This window comes from Arthrobacter sp. H-02-3, assembly GCF_003097355.1.
Taxonomy (GTDB): domain Bacteria; phylum Actinomycetota; class Actinomycetes; order Actinomycetales; family Micrococcaceae; genus Arthrobacter; species Arthrobacter humicola.
On the sequence record NZ_PYUI01000018.1, the window covers coordinates 53,388 to 78,854 of the forward strand.

18 protein-coding genes and 1 tRNA gene are annotated in these 25,467 nt (G+C 66.9%); 14 read left to right on the forward strand and 5 right to left on the reverse strand.

Annotated elements, in window-relative coordinates; all coding sequences use genetic code 11:
* The first annotated feature begins 158 nt into the window (after nt 1-158).
* From C9424_RS16045 to C9424_RS16050, 3 genes are all read left to right on the forward strand, one after another.
* Nucleotides 159-232: transfer RNA gene (locus C9424_RS16045), tRNA-Gly, on the forward strand.
* Nucleotides 233-342: 110 nt separating this feature from the next.
* Nucleotides 343-492 (forward strand): hypothetical protein, encoded by a 150-nt coding sequence (locus C9424_RS21710; RefSeq protein WP_018774018.1) that lies wholly within the window; start codon nt 343-345, stop codon nt 490-492.
* Entirely contained in the window at nt 489-1,649 is a 1,161-nt protein-coding gene (locus C9424_RS16050; protein ID WP_116767899.1) for a N(5)-(carboxyethyl)ornithine synthase, read from the forward strand. Before C9424_RS21710 ends, C9424_RS16050 begins: the two co-directional genes overlap by 4 nt.
* 101 nt (nt 1,650-1,750) lie before the next feature.
* Here C9424_RS16050 and C9424_RS16055 read toward each other — a convergent pair whose 3' ends face one another.
* The gene (locus C9424_RS16055; protein ID WP_116767900.1) at nt 1,751-3,124 is read right to left on the reverse strand and encodes an MFS transporter; all 1,374 of its coding nucleotides are present in this window, start codon (nt 3,122-3,124) and stop codon (nt 1,751-1,753) included.
* Nucleotides 3,125-3,278: 154 nt separating this feature from the next.
* Here C9424_RS16055 and C9424_RS16060 point away from each other — a divergent pair, with 154 nt between their 5' ends.
* Nucleotides 3,279-4,133: a LysR substrate-binding domain-containing protein gene (locus C9424_RS16060; RefSeq protein WP_116767901.1), complete on the forward strand. Its 855-nt coding sequence runs from the start codon at nt 3,279-3,281 to the stop codon at nt 4,131-4,133.
* A 273-nt stretch (nt 4,134-4,406) separates the two neighbouring features.
* On the forward strand, nt 4,407-4,784 hold the full coding sequence (locus tag C9424_RS16065; RefSeq protein ID WP_237563498.1) for a hypothetical protein: 378 nt from the start codon (nt 4,407-4,409) through the stop codon (nt 4,782-4,784).
* 104 nt (nt 4,785-4,888) lie between these two features.
* Here the strand turns inward: C9424_RS16065 and C9424_RS16070 are convergent, their stop codons facing one another.
* Entirely contained in the window at nt 4,889-8,443 is a 3,555-nt protein-coding gene (locus tag C9424_RS16070; protein ID WP_116767903.1) for a bifunctional proline dehydrogenase/L-glutamate gamma-semialdehyde dehydrogenase, read from the reverse strand.
* 198 nt (nt 8,444-8,641) lie between these two features.
* Nucleotides 8,642-10,075 (reverse strand): amino acid permease, encoded by a 1,434-nt coding sequence (locus C9424_RS16075; protein WP_202615904.1) that lies wholly within the window; start codon nt 10,073-10,075, stop codon nt 8,642-8,644.
* 173 nt (nt 10,076-10,248) lie between these two features.
* Between C9424_RS16075 and C9424_RS16080 the strand changes: the two genes are divergently transcribed.
* The 5 genes from C9424_RS16080 to C9424_RS16100 all read left to right on the forward strand — a co-directional run bounded on the left by C9424_RS16080 (nt 10,249) and on the right by C9424_RS16100 (nt 15,251).
* Entirely contained in the window at nt 10,249-11,199 is a 951-nt protein-coding gene (locus C9424_RS16080; RefSeq protein WP_116767905.1) for a LysR family transcriptional regulator, read from the forward strand.
* Nucleotides 11,200-11,260: 61 nt separating this feature from the next.
* The gene (gene panD / locus C9424_RS16085) at nt 11,261-11,689 is read left to right on the forward strand and encodes an aspartate 1-decarboxylase (protein WP_202615903.1); all 429 of its coding nucleotides are present in this window, start codon (nt 11,261-11,263) and stop codon (nt 11,687-11,689) included.
* A 106-nt stretch (nt 11,690-11,795) separates the two neighbouring features.
* Nucleotides 11,796-12,722, forward strand: a complete 927-nt coding sequence (locus C9424_RS16090; RefSeq protein WP_116767906.1) for an AEC family transporter — start codon at nt 11,796-11,798, stop codon at nt 12,720-12,722.
* A gap of 40 nt (nt 12,723-12,762) precedes the next feature.
* Entirely contained in the window at nt 12,763-13,893 is a 1,131-nt protein-coding gene (locus tag C9424_RS16095) for an FAD-dependent oxidoreductase (RefSeq protein WP_116767907.1), read from the forward strand.
* A gap of 185 nt (nt 13,894-14,078) precedes the next feature.
* Entirely contained in the window at nt 14,079-15,251 is a 1,173-nt protein-coding gene (locus C9424_RS16100; protein WP_116767908.1) for a GmrSD restriction endonuclease domain-containing protein, read from the forward strand.
* A 59-nt stretch (nt 15,252-15,310) separates the two neighbouring features.
* On the opposite strand, the gene C9424_RS16105 is transcribed toward C9424_RS16100, so the two are convergent.
* Both C9424_RS16105 and C9424_RS16110 read right to left on the reverse strand, forming a co-directional pair.
* Nucleotides 15,311-17,938 carry a trehalase-like domain-containing protein gene (locus C9424_RS16105; protein WP_116767909.1) on the reverse strand — a complete coding sequence of 876 codons (2,628 nt, stop codon included), beginning with the start codon at nt 17,936-17,938 and terminating at the stop codon, nt 15,311-15,313.
* 500 nt (nt 17,939-18,438) lie between these two features.
* Entirely contained in the window at nt 18,439-19,764 is a 1,326-nt protein-coding gene (locus C9424_RS16110) for a hypothetical protein (RefSeq protein WP_116767910.1), read from the reverse strand.
* 268 nt (nt 19,765-20,032) lie between these two features.
* Here C9424_RS16110 and C9424_RS16115 point away from each other — a divergent pair, with 268 nt between their 5' ends.
* The 4 genes from C9424_RS16115 to C9424_RS16130 all read left to right on the forward strand — a co-directional run bounded on the left by C9424_RS16115 (nt 20,033) and on the right by C9424_RS16130 (nt 25,463).
* Complete coding sequence (locus C9424_RS16115) at nt 20,033-21,349, forward strand: ABC transporter substrate-binding protein (protein ID WP_116767911.1); 1,317 nt, start codon at nt 20,033-20,035, stop codon at nt 21,347-21,349.
* 66 nt (nt 21,350-21,415) lie between these two features.
* Entirely contained in the window at nt 21,416-22,363 is a 948-nt protein-coding gene (locus tag C9424_RS16120) for a carbohydrate ABC transporter permease (protein ID WP_116767912.1), read from the forward strand.
* Nucleotides 22,360-23,328: a carbohydrate ABC transporter permease gene (locus C9424_RS16125; RefSeq protein WP_116767913.1), complete on the forward strand. Its 969-nt coding sequence runs from the start codon at nt 22,360-22,362 to the stop codon at nt 23,326-23,328. Before C9424_RS16120 ends, C9424_RS16125 begins: the two co-directional genes overlap by 4 nt.
* Nucleotides 23,329-23,330: 2 nt before the next feature.
* On the forward strand, nt 23,331-25,463 hold the full coding sequence (locus C9424_RS16130) for a beta-galactosidase (RefSeq protein ID WP_337189830.1): 2,133 nt from the start codon (nt 23,331-23,333) through the stop codon (nt 25,461-25,463).
* The last annotated feature ends 4 nt before the right edge of the window (nt 25,464-25,467 follow it).

Here is a 25,467-nt window from a genome sequence, read left to right on the forward strand (position 1 = left end):
AAGAGTGTCCGAAGAGTTATGAGACGTGGCCGACGGCGATCCGGCCGCCTATCCGCCAACGCGCGGACGTGGCGTGTTCAACCTCGCCGCCAGACTGGGGTAATGTAAATCTCGTTGTTTCACCGGGGCAAAAGTCCAGCACTTTGGACAGTCCCACTGCGGCTGTAGCTCAATGGTAGAGCGCTAGCTTCCCAAGCTTGATACGCGGGTTCGATTCCCGTCAGCCGCTCCAATCCCCTCCTCCGCCTCCGGCGCTGCGCCGCCCCGCTCCGGCCTCCCATTAGGTTCCTACCTGTATCGTCAGAAGTCAGGAACCTCTTCGGTTCCGCTACAGGAGCAATCATGGCTGACAAGTCCCCCCGTCAAGCAGCATCCAAGAAATCCGGCAAATCCATCAAGGAAAAGCGCGCTGACAAGAGGGCCGCCTCAGCGCCGGCCAGCTCCCTCGACAAAGTGACCGCCGCCAAGACTGCGAGCCCCAAAAAGAAGTGACCGGGTCCCCGAACCGCCTCACCCTCGGCATCCTCGCCAGCACACGAAAACCCGACGAGCGACGCCTGCCTATCCATCCCCTGCACTTGGACCGCATCGCGCCGGAAATCCGGGAGCAGCTGATCCTTGAGGAAGGCTACGGCGAGCGTTTCGGCGTGTCGGACGAGCACCTCGCATCCCTCGTGGGGCGCATCGCCCCGCGCCGACAGCTGCTGGTGGACGCCGACGTCGTCCTCCTGCCCAAGCCGCAGCCCGAAGACCTTGCCGAACTCCGCGACGGTCAGGTCCTCTGGGGCTGGCCGCACTGCGTCCAGGACCGGGCCATCACCCAGCTGGCGATCGATAAGAAACTCACGCTCATCGCCTTCGAAGCCATGAACCACTGGGCCAGCGACGGCGGCTTCGGCCTGCACGTCTTCCACAAGAACAACGAGCTCGCCGGCTACTGCTCCGTGCTGCATTCCCTGGCGCTGACCGGGTCCACCGGGGACTACGGCCGCCGGCTGAGCGCCGTCGTGATCGGCTTCGGCGCAACGGCCCGCGGCGCGGTAACCGCCTTGAACGCCCACGGCGTCCACGACGTGCAGGTGCTGACCAACCGCGGTGTTGCCGCGGTGGGCTCGCCCATCCACTCCGTCCGGATCGCGCAGTTCGACCACGACAGCAACGCGCCGTACCTCAGCGAGGTCATCACCGAACGCGGGCGCGTGCCGCTTGCACCGTTCCTCGCCGAGAGCGACATCGTGGTCAACTGCACCCTGCAGGACCCCAACGCGCCGCTGACCTACCTGCGCACCGAGGACCTGGCCGCTTTCCGGCCCGGCAGCTTGATCGTGGACGTGTCCTGCGACGAGGGCATGGGGTTCAGCTGGGCGAAAACCACCACCTTCGCCGAGCCGATGTTCAAGGTCGGGGACCACATCGACTACTACGCGGTGGACCACAGCCCGTCCTACCTCTGGAATTCCTCCAGCTGGGAGATCAGCGAGGCCCTGCTGCCGTTCCTCGAGACCGTGATCACCGGCCCCGAGGCCTGGACCGCGAACGAGACCATCCGCCGTGCGATCGAAATCCGCGACGGCGTCGTCCAGAACCCGGATGTGCTGCAGTTCCAGCACCGGGAACCGGACTACCCGCACGTGCCGCTGGCCAAATAGGGGCTCCGCACGGTTTCAGCACCGCTCCCGGGTTTTAGCTGCGAAAAAAGACAGCCGCGGCGTGGATCCACGCCGCGGCTGTCCGATATCGGCGCGGAAAGCTAGGACGCGGCGGCTGTCTGCCGCCGGCCCTGGCTCGGGACGATCCGCAGCAGCCGGCGCCGGTCCTTCAGATCCACCTTGAGCATGAGCTGCCCCCGCCGTGCCAGGACGACGGCGACGCTTGCCGCGGCGAGCACCGGCGCCCCTCCGGAGATGAGGACAGCCGTGTGCGGGTTCGCGTGTTCGGCGAGCCAGCCGATCATCGGGCCGCCGATCGCCTGCCCGCCGATCAGCACCATGATGTAAAGGCTCATGACGCGCCCGCGGATTGCCAGGTTGGCGCTGACCTGGACTAGCTGGTTCGCGGCGGTAAGGAACATGAGGCACCAGAACCCGGCCAGCACCATCGCCGCACCGAACCAGGGCATCGACGGCGCCAGGGATGCCAGGCACAACATGAGGCCGTACATTCCGGCGCCCAGGACCACTGAGCGCAGCCGCAGTTCGCGCCGCCGGGCCGAGGTGATGGCCCCGGCCAGCGCCCCGAGCGCCACGAGGGTGTTGAGCAGGCCATAGCCGCCGGCACCGGCGTCGTACACGTGGTCGGCAAACGCGGCCAGCAGCACCGGCAGGCTCATCGCGAACACCGCGATGAACCCGGCCATCAGCCAAGGCCAGTAGATGGTGGGCTTGCTCAGCGCATAGTTCAGCCCTTCCCTCAGCATGCCCCGCCGCTTGGCGACCGGGCTGCTGACATGCAACTGGTCCTTCCGCAGGCTCAGCAGCATGGACACGGTGAAGCAGCAGGCCACGGCGTTGGCGGCAAAGGCCCAGCCCGCACCCACGGCGGTCAGCAGGATCCCGGCGATGGCAGGACCGATCAGTCCGCCGAGCTGGAAGATCGTGGAGTTCACGCTGATTGCGTTGCGCAGGTAGCGGGGACCCACGAGTTCATTGACAAAGACCTGACGGGCCGGCTGGTCCAGCACGGTCACGAGGCCCAGGACCAGCGCGATCGCGTAAACGTGTCCGACCTCGATCTGCTGGCTGAGGGCCAGCACGGCGAGCGTCGCCGCCAACAGGGCGGCGACGGACTGGCACAGCATGAGGATCTTCCGCTTTGCGAAGCGGTCGGCCATCATGCCGGCCCACGGGCCGAGGAAGAGGGATGGCAGGAACTGCAAGGCCACGGTGATCCCGACGGCGGTGACGGACCCGGAGAGCTGGAGCACCAGCCAGTCCTGGGCGATCCGCTGCATCCAGAGCGCGATCACGGCGATGAAATGGCCGATCGCGAAGATGCGGAAATTACGGACGTTCAGGGAGATGAACGTGTGGCGCCACGGCAGGCGCTCGTTGACGACGGCGATCGGTTGGGTGATGGTGTCTGGCAGGGCGGCTGCGTTAGCCTCGAGCGGCGGAGGGGGTGCCACGGCAAAGTCCTCAAAAGAGCGGGTGAGCGGGATGGACTTAACGCTAGGCTGACCCCAAGAGATTATGGAAGCCTATTCAGCGCATAACTAGCATTACAAAACGCAATACATCGTTCGCAATGCACGCCCGCGCCGCCCGATCCGGGAGACCCACATGTTCGAACCCGCCCAGCTCCGCTCCTTCCTGGCCGTGGCCGAAACGCTGAGTTTCACGAAGGCCGCGGAACGCCTCGGCCTTGCGCAGCCCACCGTCAGCCAGCACGTCCGCAAGCTGGAGGCGTCCGCCAAGCGCGTGCTGATCGCCCGGGACACCCGCGACGTGCGGCTGACGGACAACGGCGATGCCATGGCCGGGTTTGCCCGGAGCATCCTCGCCGCGCACGACGCCGCCGCCCGGTATTTCTCCGGATCGGCCATGCGCGGGCGCCTGCGCTTCGGTACAGCCGACGACCTCGCCATCACCGGGCTGCCCCGCATTCTCCGGGAGTTCCGCCAGATCTATCCGCAGATCAACCTCGAGCTCACGGTGGGCCAGAGCGACCAGCTCTACAAGCGCCTCAACGCGGGGCAACTGGACCTGGTCTTTGTGAAGTGGGTGGCGGGGGCCAAGGACGGGACCGTGGTCCAGCAGGACGTTTTTGCCTGGGTGGGGCTGGAGCAGACCGTGCTGGATCCGGCCGATCCGGTGCCGCTGATCGCGTACCCCTCCCCCAGCCTGAGCCGGAAGCTCGCGATCGACGCCCTTGAGGCCACCGGCCGGACCTGGCGGATCACCTGCACCACTCGGCAGATCAGCGGCGTGCTGGCCGCCGTCCGGGCCGGCATCGGGGTGGCCGTGATGCCCTTCTCGCTGGTCCCGGAGGATCTGAAGATCATTACCCGCCGCTTCGATCTGCCGCCCGTGGGCGACGTCGATTTCACCCTCATCCGCAATCCCCTGGCCAATACCGAAGTGATCGATGCGCTCACCCAGGCGATCGTGGGCCGGACTTTGAAGCGCCCGGCCTAAGGCGCGGGCGGCCCGCCGGCCCGTCCATGGCATCGACTCCACGGCATCTAGTCTGCGGCACATGTGGGCGGGGTACTTACCTGACAGACCACGCAGGTAGCGAGGAGTACTTACTTGACCATTGAACGGTGCAGGTACTTCATCTATCCTGACACTACTCAAGATTAATCGTCCGAGGTCAAGCAGAGGCCCACGACAACGATTCGAAAAAACGAACGCTGTCCGTCGCTGATGCCGTGTGGCTGGCGCCAGAGCGTTCGGGATAGGCCGACAATGATGCCAGCCATAAACCACCCCCGTCTGTCCGCACCGGCCGCCGCCCACGCGACTACGTCCGCCCGTCCGGCAACGTCCCCGATGCGCCACGGCGCCACGATTCAGCACCCCGCTACCACCCAGTACTCCAGCCTGGGCCGCGGGGGAATTCGCCCGGCCACCTTGGCGGAGTCCGATTTTGTTGCCAGCCCGTTCTGCGAACGCTGCGGCACGGACGAATTCATCTACCTGGAGACCTTCATCCCGGCCGCGCACCGCCGGGACGGCTCCGTCAGCAAGCTCGGCGAGGTCACCTACTTCTGCTCCGGCTGCGATGACTTCTCGGCCCACGCGGTCCCGGCCTCGTGGGTGCCGCCAGGCTGGTACTTCGGCTAGGCGGCTCCGCGCTTAACGCCGTCGCCGCCGCGCCGCACCCAACGGTGCTGCACGGCGGCGACGGCGTTTTAGCACGCCCGGCCTAGAGTTCTGGCACGCTCGGGCTAAATCAGGGCATCCGAGATGTGGTTCGGGGTGCCGAATCGGTGCGCTGTGATGCTGATGGCCTGCTCGTGCAGGAACGGCAGCAGTTCCACGCGTCCGGCTTCGGTGACCGGGTGGAAGTAGACCGCCAGGTCCGGGCGGCCGCCGGTGGCCTCGGCGAGTGCCTTGGCGTTTCCGCCGATCAGCCGGATCCGGGCGCCGGACAGCTTGCCTGCCGCGGCGAGCGTGCCGGCGGAAGCCAGCCAGTCGGCGTCGTTCTCCACGGTGACGGCGATGCCGAGGCCGGACAGGACGGCGCTCAGCTGGGCGGGCAGTTCGACGGCGGTCGAGACTGTGAGGGCGGACCCGGCGAGGACACCGGCGGCCACGGTCCGGACGAGGCCGGCGAGCGGTTCGCCTTCGGCGAGGCGGACCGTGACGGGCAGGGCGCGGTAGCGGAAGACGTTGCGTTCGGCGCTCAGGCCCGACACGTCCTTGGCGGTGCCGAATTCCTCGGCCCAGGCCCGGGCATCGGAAGCCAGGGCGCGCTGCAGCGGCGCGATCTCATCGGCTGTCAGGAAGCCTTTGGCCGCGTCTTCGATCCGGCGTACTCCCGTGTGGGCGGGGGCAGCGGCCGGGGTGACGGCGGCGGTGCTGGGCTTGCTGGCCCATTCGCCGAGGCCGACGAGGTAGTTCGGGCCGCCGGCCTTGGTGCCGGCGCCGACGGCGGATTTCTTCCAGCCGCCGAACGGCTGGCGCTGGACGATCGCTCCGGTGATGCCGCGGTTGACGTAGAGGTTTCCGGCCTGGATGGTGTCCAGCCAGAGGCCGAGCTCCTCGCTGTTGAGCGAGTGCAGGCCCGCGGTGAGGCCGTAGTCGATCTGGTTCTGGATCGCGATGGCCTCCTCCAGGGTCTCCGCCGTCATGACGCCCAGGACGGGACCGAAGAATTCGGTGAGGTGGAAGTAGGATCCGCGCCGGACGCCCGAGCGCACGCCGGGGCTCCAGAGTTTGCCGGTGGCATCCAGCTTCCGCGGTTCCACGGCCCAGGTTTCACCCTCGCCGAGGGTGGTCAGCGCGTTGAGGAGCTTGCCGCTGGCGGGCTCGATGATCGGACCCATCTGGGTCGCCGGGTCCTCCGGGTAGCCGACCTTCAGCGAGGTGACGGCGTCGATCAGCTGGTTGTGGAACCGCTTCGACGTGGCAACGGAGCCGACCAGGATCACGAGCGAGGCGGCGGAGCACTTCTGGCCGGCGTGGCCGAACGCGGAGTAGGCCACGTCCTTGGCCGCAAGGTCCAGGTCCGCGCTCGGGGTGACGATGATGGCGTTCTTGCCGCTGGTCTCGGCCAGGAGCGGCAGGTCCTTGCGGAAGGACCGGAACAGCTCGGCGGTCTCGTAGCCGCCGGTCAGGATGACGCGGTCCACGGCCGGGTGGGAGACCAACTGCTGGCCGAGTTCCCGCTCACCTAGCTGCACCATGGTCAGGACGTCCCGCGGGACACCGGCCTCCCAGAGAGCCTCGATCATCACGGCACCGCTGCGGCGGGCCTGCTTGGCGGGCTTGATCACGACGGCGGAGCCGGCGGCGAGGGCGGCCAGGGTGGAGCCGGCCGGGATGGCGACCGGGAAGTTCCACGGCGGGGTCACGACGGTGAGCTTGGACGGGACGAAGGTGGCGCCGTCGACGTCGTCGAGCTTGCGGGCCGATTCGGCGTAGTAGTGCGCGAAGTCGACGGCCTCGCTGACCTCGGGGTCGCCCTGGTCGATCGTCTTGCCGGTCTCGGATGCCATGACCTCGAGGAGGTCGGCGCGGCGGGCCTCGAGGACGTCGCCGGCCCGGTGCAGGATTTCGGCGCGCTCGGCGCCGGAGAGTGCGCCCCAGGCCTTGCCCTTTTCGACGGCGGTGGCGATGACCGCGTTCAGGGTGGCCTCGTCGTTGATCATGGCGGCCTCGACGGCGGCGTTGCCCAGCGTGGAGCTTGCCACGCGGCCCAGGATGGCGCGGCCCCAGTCGCGGTTGGCGGGCAGCGAAGGATCGGTGTCAGGGGTGTTCTCGAACGCATCGTGCGGCAGCGGCGCGGCTGGCAGGGCGCGGTTCTGCCGGCGGTTCGGCGGCGGAACCTCGTCGTCGAGCTTGGCGAGGGAGGCGAGGAAGCGCTGCTTCTCACGCTCGAAGAGCGACCTGCTTTCTGCGGAATTCCCGCCAAGCTCGAAGACGGCGGACATGAAGTTGTCCTGGCTGGCGCCCTCTTCGAGGCGGCGGATCAGGTAAGCGATCGCGACGTCGAACTCGGCCGGGTGGACCACCGGGGTGTAGAGCAGGAGGGAGCCGACGTCCTTCTTGACGGCTTCAGCCTGGCCCTGGGCCATGCCAAGCAGCATTTCGAATTCGATACCGGATTCCACGCCGCGCTGCTTGGCCAGCAGCCAGGCGAAGGCGATATCGAAGAGGTTGTGGCCGGCGACGCCGATCCGGATGTTGCTGATCCGGTCCGGGTGCAGCGAGTAGTTGATGACGCGCTTGTAGTTCGTGTCCGAATCCTGCTTGGTGTTCCAGGTGGCGAGCGGCCAGTCGTGCAGGGAGGCTTCCACCTGCTCCATCGGCAGGTTGGCACCCTTGACGACGCGGACCTTGATCGCGGCGCCGCCCTCGGCGCGGCGGGCTGCGGCCCAGTCCTGCAGGCGGATCATGGCGGCAACGGCGTCGGGCAGGTACGCCTGGAGCACGATGCCGGCCTCGAGGTTCTTGAACTCGGGCTTGTCCAGGATCCGGGTGAAGACCGCGATGGTCATGTCCAGGTCCTTGTATTCCTCCATGTCCAGGTTGATGAACTTGGCCTTCTGTCCGCCGGCGGCAAACGACGCCGCACGGGTGAAGAGCGGGGTCAGCTTCTCCACGACGTGCTCCACGGCCTCATCGAACGCCCATGCGGAGTGCGGGGCCACCGTGGAGGAGACCTTGATGGAGACGTAGTCGACGTCCGGGCGGGACAGCAGGGCATGGGTGCCCTCGAGACGGCGGGAAGCCTCGTGTTCGCCGAGGACCGCTTCGCCGAGGAGGTTGACGTTGAGCTTGATGCCGTCCCTGCGGATCTTGGCGATGGCCGGACCGAGCTTGGCGTCAGTGGCGTCGACGATGAGGTGGCCGACCATTTCACGGAGCACGCGGCGGGCCACCGGGATGACCACCTGTGGCAGGACCGGGGCCATGGTGCCGCCGAGGCGGACGGCGCTGCGCATGTACCAAGGCAGGAACGCCGGGACCTTGGGGGCCAGTGCGGCGAGGTTGCGGGCGGCAACCTGCAGGTCTTCCGGACGGACGACGCCGTCGACGAATCCGACCGTGAAGTCCAGGCCGTTCGGGTCTTTCAGGACTCCGGCGAGCTGCTCGGCCGAGGCGTCGACGGGAACCGTGGCGGCTTCGGTGAGCCAGTGGCGCACCAGCGCGATGGTGTCCTCGGCCAGGGCTGCGGCTTCAAGGACCGTCGAGCCTTCCGAAACCGCGGCGTGCGCGGCTTCATTGCCCGCGGCGCTGCCGGTGGTCGCGCCGGACTCAGTGGAGATGTTGGTCATGGCTGAAACTCGTTCTTTCTCAAGATGTGGACCTCTTATGAATCAGTATGCGACCGGATTTTCATAAGATAAAGCGATGTTTTCTGAGCAATACCAGTTAGTAAAACCGAACCTTCAACCACGTTGCGCTATCACTTGTGGTCCTTAAGACCTGTGGATGGGAGCCATAAGTGATAGCGCAACGGGGAGGTGGGGTGGTTATGCCAGAGGGCGGTGCATCTCCACGATTTCTTCGTGCCGCGGGCTGTCCGGGTTCATTAGCGAGTTCTTGCGGCCGTACGTGAAGTAGATGATCAGGCCGACCACGAGCCAGACGCCGAACCGCAGCCAGGTCTCCCAGTGCAGCTGGAACATCAGGAACAGTGAGGCGAACACGCCGAACGCGGGAACGACGGGCATCAGCGGCAGGCGGAAGGTCCGCGGGGCCTCAGGCTTCCTGTAGCGGAACACGATCACCGATGTGCAGACGACGACGAACGCGGCCAGAATACCGATGTTGGTCAAGTCCGCCACGGCCTTGATCGGGAGGATGCCGGCCAGGATGGCGGAGGCGGCGCCGGCGATCCAGGTCACGCGCTGCGGCGTGCCGTGCCGGTCCGTCTTGGCGAACCAGCCCGGCAGGAGGCCGTCGCGGCTCATCGAGAACCAGACGCGGGTGACGCCGAGGAGGAAGGTCAGCATTACGGTCAGGATGGACAGGACCGCGAACACGGAGATGATCGTTGCGATCACCGGCAGTCCGACGCTGTTGAAGGCGGAGGCGAAGCCGGCCTTGGGGTCGATTTCCGTGTAGTGCTGCATTCCGGTGAGCACCAGGGTGGCGGCGACGTAGAGCAGCATGGCGATGATCAGCGAGTAGATGATCGCCTTCGGCATGTGCTTCTTGCCGTCCGTCGCTTCCTCCGCCGCGGTGCTCATGGCGTCGTAGCCGAACACGGCGAAGAACACGGTCGCGGAACCAGCCACCACGGGCCCGAAACCGCTGGGCATGAAGGGGTCGTAGTTCTTGGTGTTGATGTAGAAGATGCCCAGGCCGATGATGAACAGGATCAGGACCACCTTGATGGCTACGGCTATCAGCTCGAAGCGCCCAAAGGTCTTCGTGCCGCGGGAGAGGATCCAGGTCACCAGCAGGCAGACGAGGATGGCCGGAAGGTTGATAATGCCGCCCGTTCCCTCATCCGGCGTCGCTGTCATCCAGGCGGGCATATGGATGCCGATGCCGGACAGGAAGGCATCGAAGTAGCCCGAGATGCCGATGGCCACCACGGCCACGATCGCGATGTACTCCAGCAGCAGGTCCCACCCGATGAACCAGCCGATTACCTCGCCGAGGGCAACGTAGCCGTAGGTATATGCTGAGCCGGCCCGCGGGATCATGCCGGCGAATTCGGCGTAGGACAGTGCCGCGGCAGCGGATGCCAGTCCCGCGATCAGGAACGAGACGAGCACCGCCGGGCCGACGCCGGGCTCGCTCGCACTGCCGTGGGCCACAAGGCCCGCCAGCGAGAAGATGCCGACGCCGATAATACCGCCGACGCCGATGGCCGTCAGCTGCCAGAGCCCTAGGCTCCTGTGCAATCCGCTGTGCTTGTTTTCTTCTTCAATGTCGTCGATGGGCTTGCGCCGCATGATCGACCGCGCCAAATCTTGTGTAGCCACCAGGGCCTCCTAATTTAGGTGTGATGCCCATCAATCCACCCTGTGATGGGGGTAACCGAGCGACAACAGTATGCAAGCCCGATTGCATTAGATAAAGTGAATTCTCTTAACTGATAACCATTAGAATTCCCAAAGGATTATCGATGCTCGACGTCCGGCGTTTGCGACTGCTGCGCGAACTGAAGATCCGGGGCACACTGGCCGAAGTGGCCGAAGCGCTCCAGTACAGCCCATCGTCAGTTTCCCAGCAACTGGCACTCCTTGAGAAGGAGGCCGGGGTGGAACTCCTCCGGAAAACCGGCCGCCGGGTGCAGCTAACCCCCCAGGCCGAAGTCCTCGTGGCCCATACGTCCCAGCTGCTGGAGACCTTGGAGCAGGCCGAGGCGGACCTGGCAGCGTCCCTGACCACGGTCACCGGCACCGTGCGGATCGCCGTGTTCCAGTCCGCCGCACTGGCCCTCATGCCGGGCACCCTGACCCGGATGACCTCCAGCTACCCGGAGGTCAGGGTAGAGATGACCCAGCGGGAACCGGAGACGGCCCTCCACGAGACGTGGGCTCGCGACTTCGACCTCGTGATCGCCGAACAGTATCCGGGCCACGCCGCCCCGCACTACGCCGAACTGGACCGCGTGGCCCTGACCAGGGACGCCATCCGGCTGGCCGTTCCGCCCTCCTCGCCGGGGCGCACCGCCATCAGGACGCTGGCGGATACCGCGGGGCTTCCCTGGGTGATGGAACCCCGCGGGGCGGCCTCCCGGCACTGGGCCGAGCAGGCGTGCCGAAGCGCCGGATTTGAGCCCGATGTCCGCTTCGAAACCGCCGACCTGCAGGCCCAGATCCGGCTGATCGAATCCGGAAATGCGGTGGCCCTGATGCCGGACCTCGTGTGGACCGGCCGCGGCACCAGCGCGCAGCTCCTGGACCTGCCCGGGAATCCGCACCGCACGGTGTTCACCTCGGTGCGGCGCTCCAGCGCCAAACGGCCGGCCCTGCTCGCCGCCCGGGAAATCCTGGCGGCGACGGCGGCATCCATCGTTCCGGCGGCGGCCGCCGGCACGCTGGGCCCGGCCCCCGCGGACCGGCCCGGCTGACCGGAGGGGTGTGCAGTGGGCCACAGCGCCGGCGTCGGCACCGCGTTAGACTGGTGACGTTATGAATCGCACAATGTTCAAATCCAAGATCCACCGCGCGACGGTCACGCACGCGGACCTTCACTATGTCGGTTCCGTCACCGTGGACCTGGATCTGCTGGAGGCCGCCGACATCCTCCCCGGTGAGCTCGTGGCGATCGTGGACGTCACCAACGGCGCCCGGCTCGAGACCTACACGATTGCCGGCGAACGCGGGTCTGGAGTGATCGGCATCAACGGCGCCGCCGCCCACCTGATGCACGAGAACGACATCGTCATCCTCATCACTTACGCGCAGATGACCACGGACGAGGCAAAGGCGTACAACCCCAAGGTGGTCCACGTGGATCAGGACAACAAGATTGTCCAGATCGGCAACGACCCCGCAGAGGGCATGACGCCGGGCCTCCTGCGCCCGCCCCACTCGCTGAACAACGCCGCGCTGAACTAAGAATCGCCGCCGTCGGGCGTAATAGGGCGGGTCCTCAGAATAAAGCTGATTACTCTGGAACGGTGACCCTTACCCGCCGCCATCCCGCCCCGCTGCGGAGGGCCGCGTGCTAGGGGTTCTGGCCGGCTTCTTCGTCGTCTGGTCCATCATCCTGGTCGGCATGTTCGTGGGCCGGCGCAACATCCTGGGCGAGAACGCCCGCGCCGTCCTCAGCGCCCTGACCTTCTTTGTCGCGAGCCCAGCCCTGCTCTTCGAGACGCTCAGCAAGGCGAAACTGCATGACGTCTTTGCTGCGCCGCTGCTCGTGACTGCCGTTGGAGCCCTGACGACGGCGGCCCTGTTCTTTGGCATTGTGCGCTTCGCGCTCAAACGCCCGGCCCCGGAAGCCCTCATCTCCTCCATGAGTGCGTCCCTTGCCAACTCCGCCAACCTCGGCATACCCATCGCCGTCTTCGTTCTCGGAGACGCCAGCTACGTGGCGCCCCTGCTCATCTTCCAGCTGGCCTTTTTCACTCCCATGTTCCTCATGGCGCTGGATGCCACCACCAGCTCGCACCGCACCACGCCGCTGACATTCCTGCTCATGATCCTGAGGAACCCGATGATCGTGGGGTCCGCGCTGGGCCTCGTGGTGGCCGGGACCGGCTGGCAGGTGCCGGCACTGGTCATGGAGCCCATCCACCTGATCGGCGGGGCCGCCATCCCTGCCATGCTGATCGCGTTCGGCATGAGCCTGAACGGATCCCGGCCGCTGCATCCGGCCACCGGGCGCCGGCTGGACACCCTACTGGCGAGCTTCTTCAAGCTCGTTGTCCACCCCCTGGTGGCCTACCTGTTTGCCCGCTTTGCCCTCGGCATGCAGGAGCAGGCATTGTTCGCCGCTGTCGTCACGGCAGCCCTGCCCACGGCGCAAAACGTGTTTGTCGCGGCCAGCCGGTACCGCACCGGCGTCACAGTAGCCAAAGACACGGTGCTGATCACTACCGTAGTAGCTGTGCCGGCCATGATCGGCGTGGCCCTGCTGCTTGCCTGACCCGCTTTGGCGGCCCGGCACCAATCCCCGAGGAGGACCCTTGAATACAACCCTGGACACGGTCGTCATCGGCGGCGGCGCGATGGGCTCCGCCACCGCTTGGGCGCTGGCCCGGCGCGGCCGGGGCGTGACCTTGCTAGAGCAGTTCGGGCCCGGCCACCGCAATGGCGCCTCCCACGGCACCACCCGGAACTTCAACCCCGGCTACGCGGATCCCGACTACGTCGCCATGCTGGCCGAGTCCGTGCGGCTGTGGAACGAGCTCGAAGCGGACAGCGGCGAGCGCCTGCTGGCCCGGACCGGCGTCGTGAACCACGGCACCGATCCGCGGCTGCCCGAGATCCGGAGCGCCCTGCTCGCCGCCGGGCTCCGCGCGGAGTTCCTCGCCGTCGAGGAAGCCGCAGAGCGCTGGCGGGGCATCCGATTCGACCAGCGTGTCCTGCACATGGCGGACGGCGGCCAGCTGAACCCGGACGCCGCATTGCCGGCGATGCAGCGCCTCGCCGCCGGCCACGGCGCCGAGATCCGCCATCACGTGAAGGTCCTGGAGCTGAAAGTGCTCGACGACGGCGTCCGGCTCACGCTAGAGTCCGGCGGCGTGACGGAGGTGCTTTCCGCGCGGCAGGCCGTGGTCACCGCCGGCGGCTGGACCACCAAGCTGCTCGCCGGTGTGACCCCCGTGCCCCGGCTGACCGTCACCCAGGAGCAGCCCGCGCATTTCGCCATCACGGATCCCGGCGCCCAGTGGCCGGGGTTCAACCACATGCCTGGCCACGGGGATGCCTACCGGTACTGGCGTTCGCCGGTTTACGGCATGCACACGCCGGGCGAGGGCATCAAGGCCGGCTGGCACGGGGCGGGCCCCGTGGTGGACCCGGACAACCGGTCCTTCACGGCGGAGCCCGAACAGCGGGCGGCCCTGCAACGGTATGCCCGGGAGTGGCTGCCCGGGGTCGACGCCGACGCCCTCACCGACGTCAGCTGCACCTACACGACCACTGTGGATGAGAACTTTGTCCTGGACAGGATCGGCCCGGTGGTCATTGGCGCGGGCTTCTCTGGCCACGGGTTCAAGTTCACTACGGCCGTCGGCCGGATCCTGGCCGACCTCGCCACCGGCGACGGCGGCGCGCCGGCCATCTTCTCGGCATCCCGGGCACGGGTGCGCTGACTCCCGCGGGGGCGAATCGACGTTCTGTCCGGCCCTGTACGAAGCAACGCGGGGATCCTTCGCGCCCATCCCGGGCCCCAGCATGGGCGCGATATGACCCCGCGTTGCCCTGTGCGCCGGTAGGCTGGGACCGGTCTTGAACAGCCCCGCGGATACCCGGGGCAACAGCATGAAGTGGGGAAGAATTGCACAGCGTCCAGTCAGGCAGCGTCACACCAGGCAGCACCCGAGCACTCAGCGTCCCGGCCAGCAGCGGTCCCGCAACTGACCGCCGGGCACAGGCCACACGCGGGCGGAAGATCGGCGCTGTCGACTGGATTGCCCGCGGCGTGGCGGGCCTGCTGCTCGTGGCGACCTCGGCGTGCGCCGGCCCCGGGACCCTAACCCCGGCGGCCGGGACCGGCGTCGTCGGCCCCGGCACCGCGGCGGCCTCCGCCACCGCGACGGCCGGCGCGGACAGCACACCGCTGGATCCCGACACGCCCCCCGGAGTCGATGCCCCCGGCGTCGACGCCCCGCACCAGCAGCCCGCATTCGCCAGCAAGGCCCTCGCGGTGCTGGCGACGCTCGCCGTCAAGGGCCGTGCGCCGAAGACGGGCTATTCCCGTGACCAGTTCGGCCCGGCGTGGTCCGACGTCGACCACAACGGCTGCGATACCCGTAATGATGTGCTCCGCCGCGACCTCAAATCCGTCGCGCTCAAGCCCGGAACGCGGGACTGCGTGGTCCTCTCAGGCGTCCTGAACGACCCCTACACGGCCGCAGCCATCAACTTCCTGCGCGGCAACGCCACCAGCACCGCGGTCCAGATCGACCACGTCGTGGCCCTCAGCGACGCCTGGCAGAAGGGCGCGCAGCAACTCAGCCCCGGGCAGCGGCTCTCTTTCGCCAATGATCCCCTGAACCTGCTGGCGGTGGACGGCCCCGCCAACCAAAGCAAGAGCGACGGCGACGCCGCCACTTGGCTCCCGCCGAACAAGTCCTACCGCTGCGATTACGTCGCCCGCCAAATTTCGGTGAAATCCAGCTACGGCCTCTGGGTGACCCAGGCCGAGCACGATGCCATGGCGCGGGTCCTGTCCGACTGCCCGAATGCCCTAGCGCCCACCAACGAGCCGGCCACCGCTCCCGCGCAGGCCGCCCCGGCCCCAGCACAGCAGCCGGCACAGCAGCCGGTCCCGGCGCAGGTCCAGATGGCCCCCGCACCAGCGCCCGCGCCCGCGCCAGCACCGGCGGCCGGCGTGTACTACGCGAACTGCACCGCGGTCCGCGCCGCCGGTGCGGCACCCATCCACGTCGGCCAGCCGGGGTACAGCAGCAAACTGGACCGCGACGGTGACGGCGTCGGCTGCGAGTAACTCCGGCCGGCGTGCCGGCCACCGGTCCGCCTGCAGTCTGTCAGGACCTGGGCTGCTGATCAGTTCTTCTGGTGTTCATCCAGGAGCCGGGCGCAGCGGATGAAGCCCAGGTGCGAGTACGCCTGGGGATGGTTGCCCAGGTGGGTTTCCGTGCCGGGATCGTACTCCTCCGGCAACAGCCCCGTGGGGCCGAACAGGTTGACCAGCTGGTCGAAGAGGTCCCAGGCCTCCTCGATCCGGCCCACGGCTATATAGGCCTCGATCAGCCAGGTCGTGCAGATGTGGAAGCCGCCCTCCAGGCCCGGCAGGCCGTCGTCGTACCTGTAGCGGAACACGGTGGGACCCACCCGCAGTTCCCGCTCCACCGCCGTGACCGTGGCCAGGAACCGGGGGTCGTTGACGTCCAGCAGGCCGGAGAGCCCGATGTGCAGCACGGCAGCGTCCAGGTCCGGGCTGTCGTACGCGACGGTGTAGGAGGACGCGGACTCGTCCCAGCCTTCGCGGAGGACTTCCTCGCGGATGGTCGCCGCCGTGGACTCCCAGGCCGGCAGCGGTTCCCGGCCGTGCCGGGCGGCCGTGCGCAGTGCCCGGTCCAGCGCCACCCAGCACATGACCTTCGTGTACACATGGTGCCGCGGCGCCCGTCTGGCCTCCCAGATGCCGTGGTCCGCTTCATGCCAGCGGGCCAGCACAGCCGCGGCCATCTGAACCATCAGCTCCCAGTGGTCGTCGGAGAGCACACCCTGGCGGGCGCTGAGGGCGTCGATCAGCTCGGCAATCGGGCCAAACACGTCCAGCTGCACCTGGTGGTCGGCCGCATTGCCGATCCGGACCGGGCGTGATCCCGCATAGCCTGGCAGGCTCTCGATGATGGCCTCGGTGGACAGCGGCGCCCCCGTCACCGAGTACAGCGGATGGAGCCATTCCGGGCCCGGGGCGTGGTCCAGGATCCGGCCCAGCCAGGCCAGGAAACCCTCGGCCTCGGCCGTGGAGCCGAGGTCCACGAGGGCGTTGACCGTCATGGACCCGTCCCGCAGCCAGCAGTACCGGTAGTCCCAGTTCCGGGTTCCGCCGATTCCCTCCGGCAGCGAGGTGGTGGGCGCGGCCAGCACCGCGCCGGTGGGCTCGTGAACCAGGGCGCGCAGCACCAGCGCGGACCGGCGGACCAGCGACGGCTTCACGCCCGGCATCTGCAGCTCATGGACCCAGCGCCGGGAATGATGCGCGACGGCGGAGCGCCGCTCCGTCTCGTCTTCGACCACCGCAGGCTGCGGTTCGGTATCGCCGCAGCGCAGGTTGAGGACCACAGGGCCGTCCCGCAGGTCGACCTCGCCCGTGGCGGTGGCGTGCCGGCCGTCCGACGTGATGGAAAAGCTCACGCCGGGCGCCCGCAGGATGATCGGATCCGCAGTTCCCACCACGTGCAGCTCCGTCCCGCGCGCCTCCATGCTGAACGGCGCATTCGCGTAGTCCGGCCGCGGGGCGAACACGATCCGGGCCGTGCCGGTGCCCGAAAGCACCCGGACCAGGCTGGTGATGCCCGCCGGCGCCGGTTCCAGGTAGTCCGTCACGGTGACGTCGGCCCAGCGGGTTTCGACGATCATGGTGCTGTCCACGTAGCGCTGGCCCAGGACCTGCGAGGACTTCACCGGTTCCACGGAGAAGTGTCCGGCCGCATCCCCGCCGAGGAGGTGGGCGAACAGCGACCCCGAGTCCGGCAGCGGGTGGCTCATCCAGCAGATTTTCGCGTCCGGCGTGATCAGCGCGGTGGAGGATCCGTTGCCGACCATCGAATGCCGTTCCAGGCCAACGGCGTCCTCGCCGAAAAGCCACGCCCGCCGCAGCTCGAACAGTATCGCCAGGACGCGGGCGAACGACTCCGGGTCCCGGAGCCGGTGGGCCGCCACGGTTGGCCCCTCCCCCACGCGCAGCGCCATGTCCGGCCCGCGCAGCGTCGCCATGGCCAGCTCGTCGCTGGAGGCGTCGCCGGCGTAGAGGGCGGCACTGACACCGAGCACGGAGCGCAGGTGCTCCAAGGCGGTGGCCTTGGACGGTTCGACGACGGAAAGGTCCAGCACCGAGCCGTCCACGATGAAGTGCAGCCCGTGCGCCTGGGCAATGTCCGACGCCTGCCGGGTAGCCAGGGCAACGATGTCCGGCGCCGCGGACCGGGTGTGGACGGAGACGGCGACCGGCTTGCGTTCAATGGTGATGCCCCGGTAGGCCCCGACCGTTTCGGCGAGCGCCTGGTGGGTCTGCTGGAGCACGGACTCGGTGGCCAGCGAGAGGCTGTGGGCGTAGCCCATGTCGAACTCGGCACCGTGCGAGCCCACCAGATGCACCTCTGCGGGCAGGCGTGAGACGGCGGCCAGATCGCGCAGGGAGCGCCCCGAGACGACGGCGGCATGGGTATTCGGGAGGGCGGCCAGCGCCCGCAGCGCAATGGCCGCGCTGCCCAGCGGCAGGGTCTCGGTCGAGATGCCCTCCGCGGTACAGAGCGTTCCCCCGTAGTTGCATGCCACGAGCAACCCGGGAGTGCGGGCCAGGATCTTGAGCTCGGCCAGTAATTGCGGGGTCAGCCCGTCGTCGGCGGCGTCAGTCTGCACAAAGGCCCGGAGCAAGCCCAGCGGGAGTGATTTGGTCAGTAGGGCGGAGTCAGCGAGCGACTGGTTCAGCGGAGTGGGCATCGGCGCGGTCCTTCTAGTAGTCCCCAATGCCTGCATGAGATTGCCCCCGGGAGGGCATATTCCAAGTATCATCCCGGGCCGATTTCGCCGCGGTGTCCCGGCTGTTGCAAGTGTGTAACGTCTGCAAGAGCCGGAACACGCCTGGCAAGGCAACGGCCCCAGGGCGCGCAACACCCACCGCAGCCAGCGGCGCACACTGCTGATCGCACGCGCGCTGCGCAGCCCGCGGACGGACATGCCCCGCCGCGGCCACGACCAGTGGACAGAATGCCATTCCGCCCGCTGAGCGCGTCCAACAATGAGCATGTCCCTCAACAAACCTGCCCACGAATGGACATACCCCACCGCGAAATGAGCGGCGGGCATGTCCAACTCGGCGGACAGGCGCCAATGGACATGTCCTTTCGCCAGGCTGGCCGATGGACATGCCCCGCGAGCGGACCTTTGGCAGGGTCACCCTGACGCCGCCGTCGGAGAACCCGCCCCGGTTGCGCAGGCTCTCAGCAGTTGGCCGGCTTGTACTCGTACGCTCCGGCGTCGGCCGCTCCGCCGCCCTGGCAGCCGGCACTTTGGGTGGTCGGCCGACCGTCCAGGTCGATGGGAAACGGACTCTCGCCCGCGCGGTCGATCGCCGGGCTCGCTCCGGTGAGGTGGAGATCGGCGGGGGGATTCACAAAGCCGGCAGGATCGGTAGTGGATGTCGCGCTTGGAACGATGTTGGTGGGGCCGTTGAGGACGTTCTGCTCCTCGGTCCATCCCGAATTGTCCATCCACAGCGAGTTGCGGACCGCCACGAGGATATTGGCCCGGATGACGGTGGAGGTGGGGCACGAGGCGTGGCAGACCACAGCCTGGGAATCCGGACCGTCCAGCCACACGGTGTTGTGCTCGAACGTGGTGCCGTTGGTCGGGCCAAAGGACGACGTCGTTCCGCGCGCAATCAGCCCCATGGCCTGGCCGCAATCGGGGACGCAGGTGGACCTGATGAGGTTGTAGCTGTACGTGTTGTTGTCCGCGGCTCCGTCCCCTCCCCGCCCAATTTCGGAGAAGACGTTATTATCAACCGCCACATTGTGGTGGATTCTGTTCCGGCTGCCGTTGAAGATCTCAAATGCGCTGCCATCATGGCCAAAGTCGTAGGACAACGCGGTGGACCCGGAGACGGTGTTGCCGGAGAACTCGTTATCGCTGCCGTTGATGAGGAAGCCGAAGGCTCCGGAGTCGTCGCTGCAGTTCAGCGCCGTCGCGGTGTCGCAGCCCGTCCCCGGCGTATTGACGTTCATGATGTTGTTATCGGTAAGTGTGTTGTTGGTGTAGCTGCCGAAGTCGGAGCCGTCGCTCACCTTGATTCCGGCGGCGTTGTTTGCCGCGGCGGAGTTCCGCACGGAACTGTGGTCGCCATAGACGCTGAATCCCGCGTATCCGCACGAGTCCGCCCGCAGGCCGTCCACGGCAATGAAGCTGCCGTCCAGCCGGACGCAGGTGCCCGTCAGTCCCCCCGTGATGACGGGCGGCTCCCCGTCGCCGAAGGCGTTCAGAGTGATCCGGAGCCGGCCCGTGCCGCTCCGGCTGACCACAAGGCCGCCGGAGAAGACGTCTCCTCGCCGGAAGCTGACGGAATCTCCAGGCTGCAGCGCGGCGACGTTGACCTTGTCGAGGGTCTGCCAGGCGGATGCGGGTGATGTTCCGTTGCTCGTGTCGCTGCCGTCCGCGCTCACGTAGTACGTGACCCCAGCGGCCGACGCCGGCGCGGATGCATCGCCGAGCAGTCCAGCCAGGAACAGCAGGATGACCAGGGTGGCGGCGGCCGTGGGCTTGATCTTCATGGGTGCACCTAGGTTTTCGCCATGTATCCGCGGAACAGAGTGCCACCGCCGTCGGCGGACCGCATCGGCACCCTGAGGGGCTTAACGCTAAGAGCGCGCCAGCACTAAGTCAACGGAGCGGACCGCCAGCCGCGGCGGTTACGGCCCTGGCCGCGGCCGACTGAACCGAAATGTTCTTTTTTGCCACTTGACGTTCCTTATTGTGCGATTATGATATCTAATTATGTGAGCTGCTTCACGTCACCCGCGTTATTTCAAAGGAGAAATTATGACCATGCATGAGGACGCACTGCTCCGGGCTTCCAGCCAAGGCGGGTGGGACCGGCGGACGCTGCTGAAGACCTTCGGTGCCGGAGCAGTGGCCATGGCAGGCATTCCCCTGCTCACGGGCTGCACGGGCGGCAGCGCTCCTGCCAGCAGCGGCGCCAACACCGCCACGTTCGGTTCGGGTTCCTCGGATGAGGTCCCCAAGGCAGCCTACAAGGCCGTGACGGACGCTTTCGAGAAGAAATCCGGCATCAAGATCACCACCAATGTTGTGGCGCACAACGACTTCCAGAACAAGATCAACACCTACCTCCAGGGCAGCCCGGACGATGCTTTCACCTGGTTCGCCGGCTACCGCATGCAGTACTACGCCGGCAAAGGACTGCTCGCCCCGATCGATGACGTCTGGGAGAAGGTCGGCGGAAACTTCTCGGATGCCCTGAAGAAGGCGTCGACCGGCGCCGACGGCAAGATGTACCTGATCCCGAACTACAACTACCCGTGGGGCTTCTTCTACCGCAAGAGCCTGTGGACGGAAAAGGGCTACACCGTCCCCACGACGTTCGACGAACTGAAGACTCTGGCCACCAAGATGAAGGGCGACGGCCTGATCCCGATCGAGTTTGCGGACAAGGACGGCTGGCCCGCCATGGGCACATTCGACTACCTGAACATGCGCCTGAACGGCTACCAGTTCCACATGGACCTGACCGCTCACAAGGAAAGCTGGGACCAGAAGAAAGTCAGCGACGTCTTCGACACATGGAAGGCCCTGCTGCCGTTCCAGAACCCGAACTCCCTCGGCATGACGTGGCAAGACTCCGCTAAGTCCCTCGCGGACAAGAAGTCGGGCATGTACCTCCTCGGGTCCTTCCTCACCCAGCAGTACACGGACAAGGCAATCGCCGACGACATCGACTTCTTCCCGTTCCCCGAGATCGCGGTGGAGGGCCGGGATTCCATCGAGGCGCCCATCGACGGACTCCTCCTGTCCAAGAAGGGCGGCCAGAACCAGGCCGCCAAGGACTTCCTGGCCTACGTAGGCACCCCGGAAGGCCAGGATGTGTACGCCTCGGTGGACTCGTCCAACATTGCCACCGCCAAGGGCGCGGACACCTCGAAGTTCACGCCGCTCAACAAGAAACTGGCCGATGCCATCAGCGGCGCCAAGAACATCAGCCAGTTCTTCGACCGTGATGCCCTGCCCGCCATGGCCAACAACGTGATGATCCCGGCCCTGCAGACCTTCATCAAGGACGGCACGGTCGACGTCAAGAACCTGGAAGCCCAGGCCAAGTCCCTGTACGCCGCCCAGTAGCGGCGTGTCCCGACACGCATTTCCTGCGCGCCTTTTCCCCAGCAGTTATCAAAGCAAGGAATCTCCATGAGTGTCTCTACCAATCCGTCGGCGCGGGGGCGCAAAGCAGTTGCCCCCGCGCGGCGGGTTCGGCGGCTGTCCCGCCGCGACAAACTGGTGCTCGGCCTGATGGTGGGCATCCCCACGCTCATCCAGCTCGTCCTGGTCTGGATCCCCACCCTCATGTCGGTCGGGCTGTCTTTCACCCGCTGGAACGGGCTGGAGTTGACCGACATCAAACCCGCCGGGGCCGAGAACTACCAGTTCATCGCCCAGGACTACCCGCCGTTTTGGCCTGCCATGCAGCACAACGTGCTGTGGCTGGCGTTCCTGGCCTTCGTCGCGACCCCGCTGGGGCTGCTGCTGGCCGTGCTGCTGGACCAGAACATCCGCGGCACCAGGATCTACCAGAGCATCTTCTTCGCCCCGGTGATGCTGTCCCTGGCCCTGATCGGGATCATCTGGCAGCTGTTCTACAACCGTGACAGCGGCCTCTTGAACTTCGTCCTCGGCACGGCAGGCACGCCCCAGGCCGTCGACTGGTTCGGGGATTCCAGCGTCAACATCTGGGCGGCCCTCTTCGCGGCCACGTGGCGGCACGCCGGCTACGTCATGATCCTGTACTTGGCCGGACTCAAGGGAGTGGACCCCACCCTGCGCGAAGCGGCCCAGATTGACGGCGCCAACTCGGTTCAGACTTTCTTCCAGGTGATCTTCCCGGCCATGCGCCCGGTCAACGTCATCATCATCGTCATCACCGTCATCGAATCCCTCCGGGCCTTCGACATCGTCTACGTGATCAACCGCGGCACCAACGGCCTGGAACTCATCAGTGCCCTCGTCATCCAGAACCTGGTGGGCGAGGGACAGGTGATCGGCATCGGCTCCGCGCTGGCCGTCATCCTGCTCGTCATCTCCCTGATCCCCATCACCTTCTACCTGTCCCGCGCGTTCGGAAAGGACAAAGAGGCATGAGCATCGCCCATCCAACCGATGCCGCTGCGGCAGGCACCCCGGCCGACGCCGGGCCCCGCAGCTCCGGCGCTGGCAGCACCGGCCCCCGGCCCGGCCGCCCGGCCAACAACAAACAGGGCAAACGGCACTACGGCACGCACGTCTTCCTCATCGTCATGGCCGCGATCTGGCTGGTGCCCCTGGGCTGGGCCATCTTCACGGCCCTGCGCCCCAAGGCGGACACGGACAAATACGGCTACTTCAGCACCGGCGGCGCCTTCAACTTCGATAACTTCACCCAGGCCTGGACCCAGGGCGGCTTTAGCCAGCTGTTCTGGAACTCCGTGCTCATTACCGTCCCGTCCGTGTTCCTGATCCTGTTCTTCGCCTCCATGATGGCGTTCGCCGTCAGCCGCGTGAGCTGGAAGTTCAACATCACCCTGCTGATCATGTTCACCGCCGGAAACCTGCTGCCCCCGCAGGTGCTCGCGGCCCCGCTCTTTGAGATGTTCAAGCACTTCGAGCTGCCCTACGCCATCAGCGACTCCGGGAACCTGCTCAACACCTACATCAGCGTGATCGCCGTGGACACCGCCTTCCAGATCGGCTTCGTGACCTTCGTGCTCTCGAACTACATGAAGGCCCTCTCCCCCGAACTCACCGAGGCGGCCCTTGTCGACGGTGCCGGCGTCTGGCGGCAGTACTGGGACATCATCCTTCCGCTGTGCCGGCCGGCCCTGGCCGCCATGGGCACCCTCGAAGTGATCTTCATTTACAACGACTTCTTCTGGCCCCTGCTGTTCATCCAAAGTGGCGACCGCCTTCCGGTCACCACCGCGATCAACAACCTTCAAGGCCAGTTCCTTTCCAACTACAACCTGATCGCCGCCGGCGCCATGATCACGGCGGTTCCAGCCCTGGTCATCTATCTGCTCCTGCAGCGCCATTTCGTGGCGGGCCTGACCCTCGGCTCCAGCAAAGGATAAAAGTGGACAACACCGTCAACGACACCAACCCCAATAACTCAGCCATGGACTATATCACCGCCCGCCTCGGCTCCGAGGGTTCCCCGATGCTGGCCTTCGGCGGCGACTACAACCCGGAGCAGTGGCCCGAGGAGACCTGGGACGAGGACGTCCGGCTGATGCGGGAGGCCGGCGTCAATCTGGTCAGCGTCGGCATCTTCAGCTGGTCGCTCTTGGAACCGTCCGAGGGCGTCTACGAGTTCGGCTGGCTGGACCGGGTCCTGGACCTGCTGCACGCCAACGGGATCCGCGTGGACCTGGCGAACGCCACGGCGTCCCCGCCGCCCTGGTTCAGCCACAAGTACCCCCAGTCGCTGCCGGTGACGGCCGACGGCGTGCGGCACAGTTACGGTTCCCGGCAGGCCTTCGCCGCCTCAAGCCCCGAATACCGCCGGGCAGCCGCGGCGCTGACCGAGCAGATCGCCGTCCGGTACAAGGACCATCCCGCCGTGGTCATGTGGCATGTCCATAACGAATACGGTTGCCACAACCAGCCGGACTTCTCCGACGGCGCCGCCGCCGGTTTCCGGCGCTGGCTCGAACACCGCTACGGCAGCCTCGACGCGCTCAACGCCGCGTGGGGCACCGCGTTCTGGTCCCAGCGCTATTCGGCCTGGGACGAGATCCTGCCGCCGCGGACCTCCGGGACCTGGGTCAACCCGACCCAGCAGCTGGACTTCGCCCGCTACTCCTCCGACGAACTGCTCGAATGCTACAAAGCCGAGGCAGCGATCATCCGCTCGCACTCGGGCCATCCCGTGACCACCAACTTCATGGGCTTCAACATGGGCCTGCACCAGCCGGTGGACTACTGGCGCTGGTCCGAGGAGATGGATGTGGTCTCCAACGACCACTATCTCATCGCCGAAGATCTGCGGAACTTCCAGGAGCTGGCGGCCACTGCGGATCTCACCCGCGGCTGGGCCAAGGGCAAGCCGTGGCTGCTCATGGAGCATTCGACGTCGGCCGTCAACTGGCAGCCCCGCAACATCGCCAAAGCCCCCGGTGAGATGCTGCGCAACTCCCTGCAGCACGTTGCCCGGGGCGCCGACGGCGCGCTCTTCTTCCAGTGGAGGGCCTCGCGTGCCGGAGCCGAGAAGTTCCATTCCGGGCTGCTGCCGCACGCCGGCACGGACACCAAGATATGGCGCGAAGTGGTCCAGCTGGGCCAGACGCTGCGCAGCCTGGCCGAAGTCAGCGGCTCGGTGGTCACGGGAGCATCCGGCCGCGTGGACGTCGCCATCCTCCACGACACCGACGCCCGTTGGGCCTCGGAGCTGGACTCGCATCCGAGCGTGGACGCCTCCAACATCGCCGAAACCCGGCGCTGGCATGATGCCTTCTACCGGGCCGGCATCCCCACCGACTTCCGCCAAAGCACCGACGACCTCTCCGGCTACCGGCTCGTCGTCGCGCCGATGCAGTACCTCATCAGCGATGCCGGGGCGGCGAACCTGGACGCGTACGTGCGCGCCGGCGGCCACCTCGTGGTGACGTATTTCTCCGGTATCGTGGACGAAAATGACCACATCAGGCTTGGCAGCTACCCGGGCGCGTTCAGCGGCCTGCTCGGCGTGCACATGGAGGAGTTCTTCCCGCTGCGCGCCGGGGAAAGCGTCCGGCTCAGCGGCTTCGGCGCAGGCAGCTGCTGGAACGAACTGGGACGGGCCACCACAGCCGAGGTCCTCGCTGCCGTGGACGAGGGACCGGCCGCAGGTTCGCCGGCCGTGACCCGCAACCGCGCCGGAAGCGGCCGTGCCTACTATGTCGCCACCACGCTCGCGCCGGAGGGCCTGGGCGAACTGCTCACCGTCGTCTGCGCCGATGCCGGGGTGCAGCCGCTCGTTCCGGACCTGCCGGCCGACGTCGAAGTTGCCCGGCGCAGCAAGGACGGGACCGACTGGACGTTCTGCATCAACCACGGGGCGCACGACGTCCGGCTTCCGCTGGAGGGCGTTGACGTGCTCACCGGCACCGAGCTCGACGGCGGGCTCGGCCTCGCCGCCGGAAGTGTCGCCGTCGTCCGTTCACGTGCCGCCCAACTGGTCGGCACGTCCGCCAGCCACTCAATCCAGTCAAACTACTCACGCCCGTAAGGAC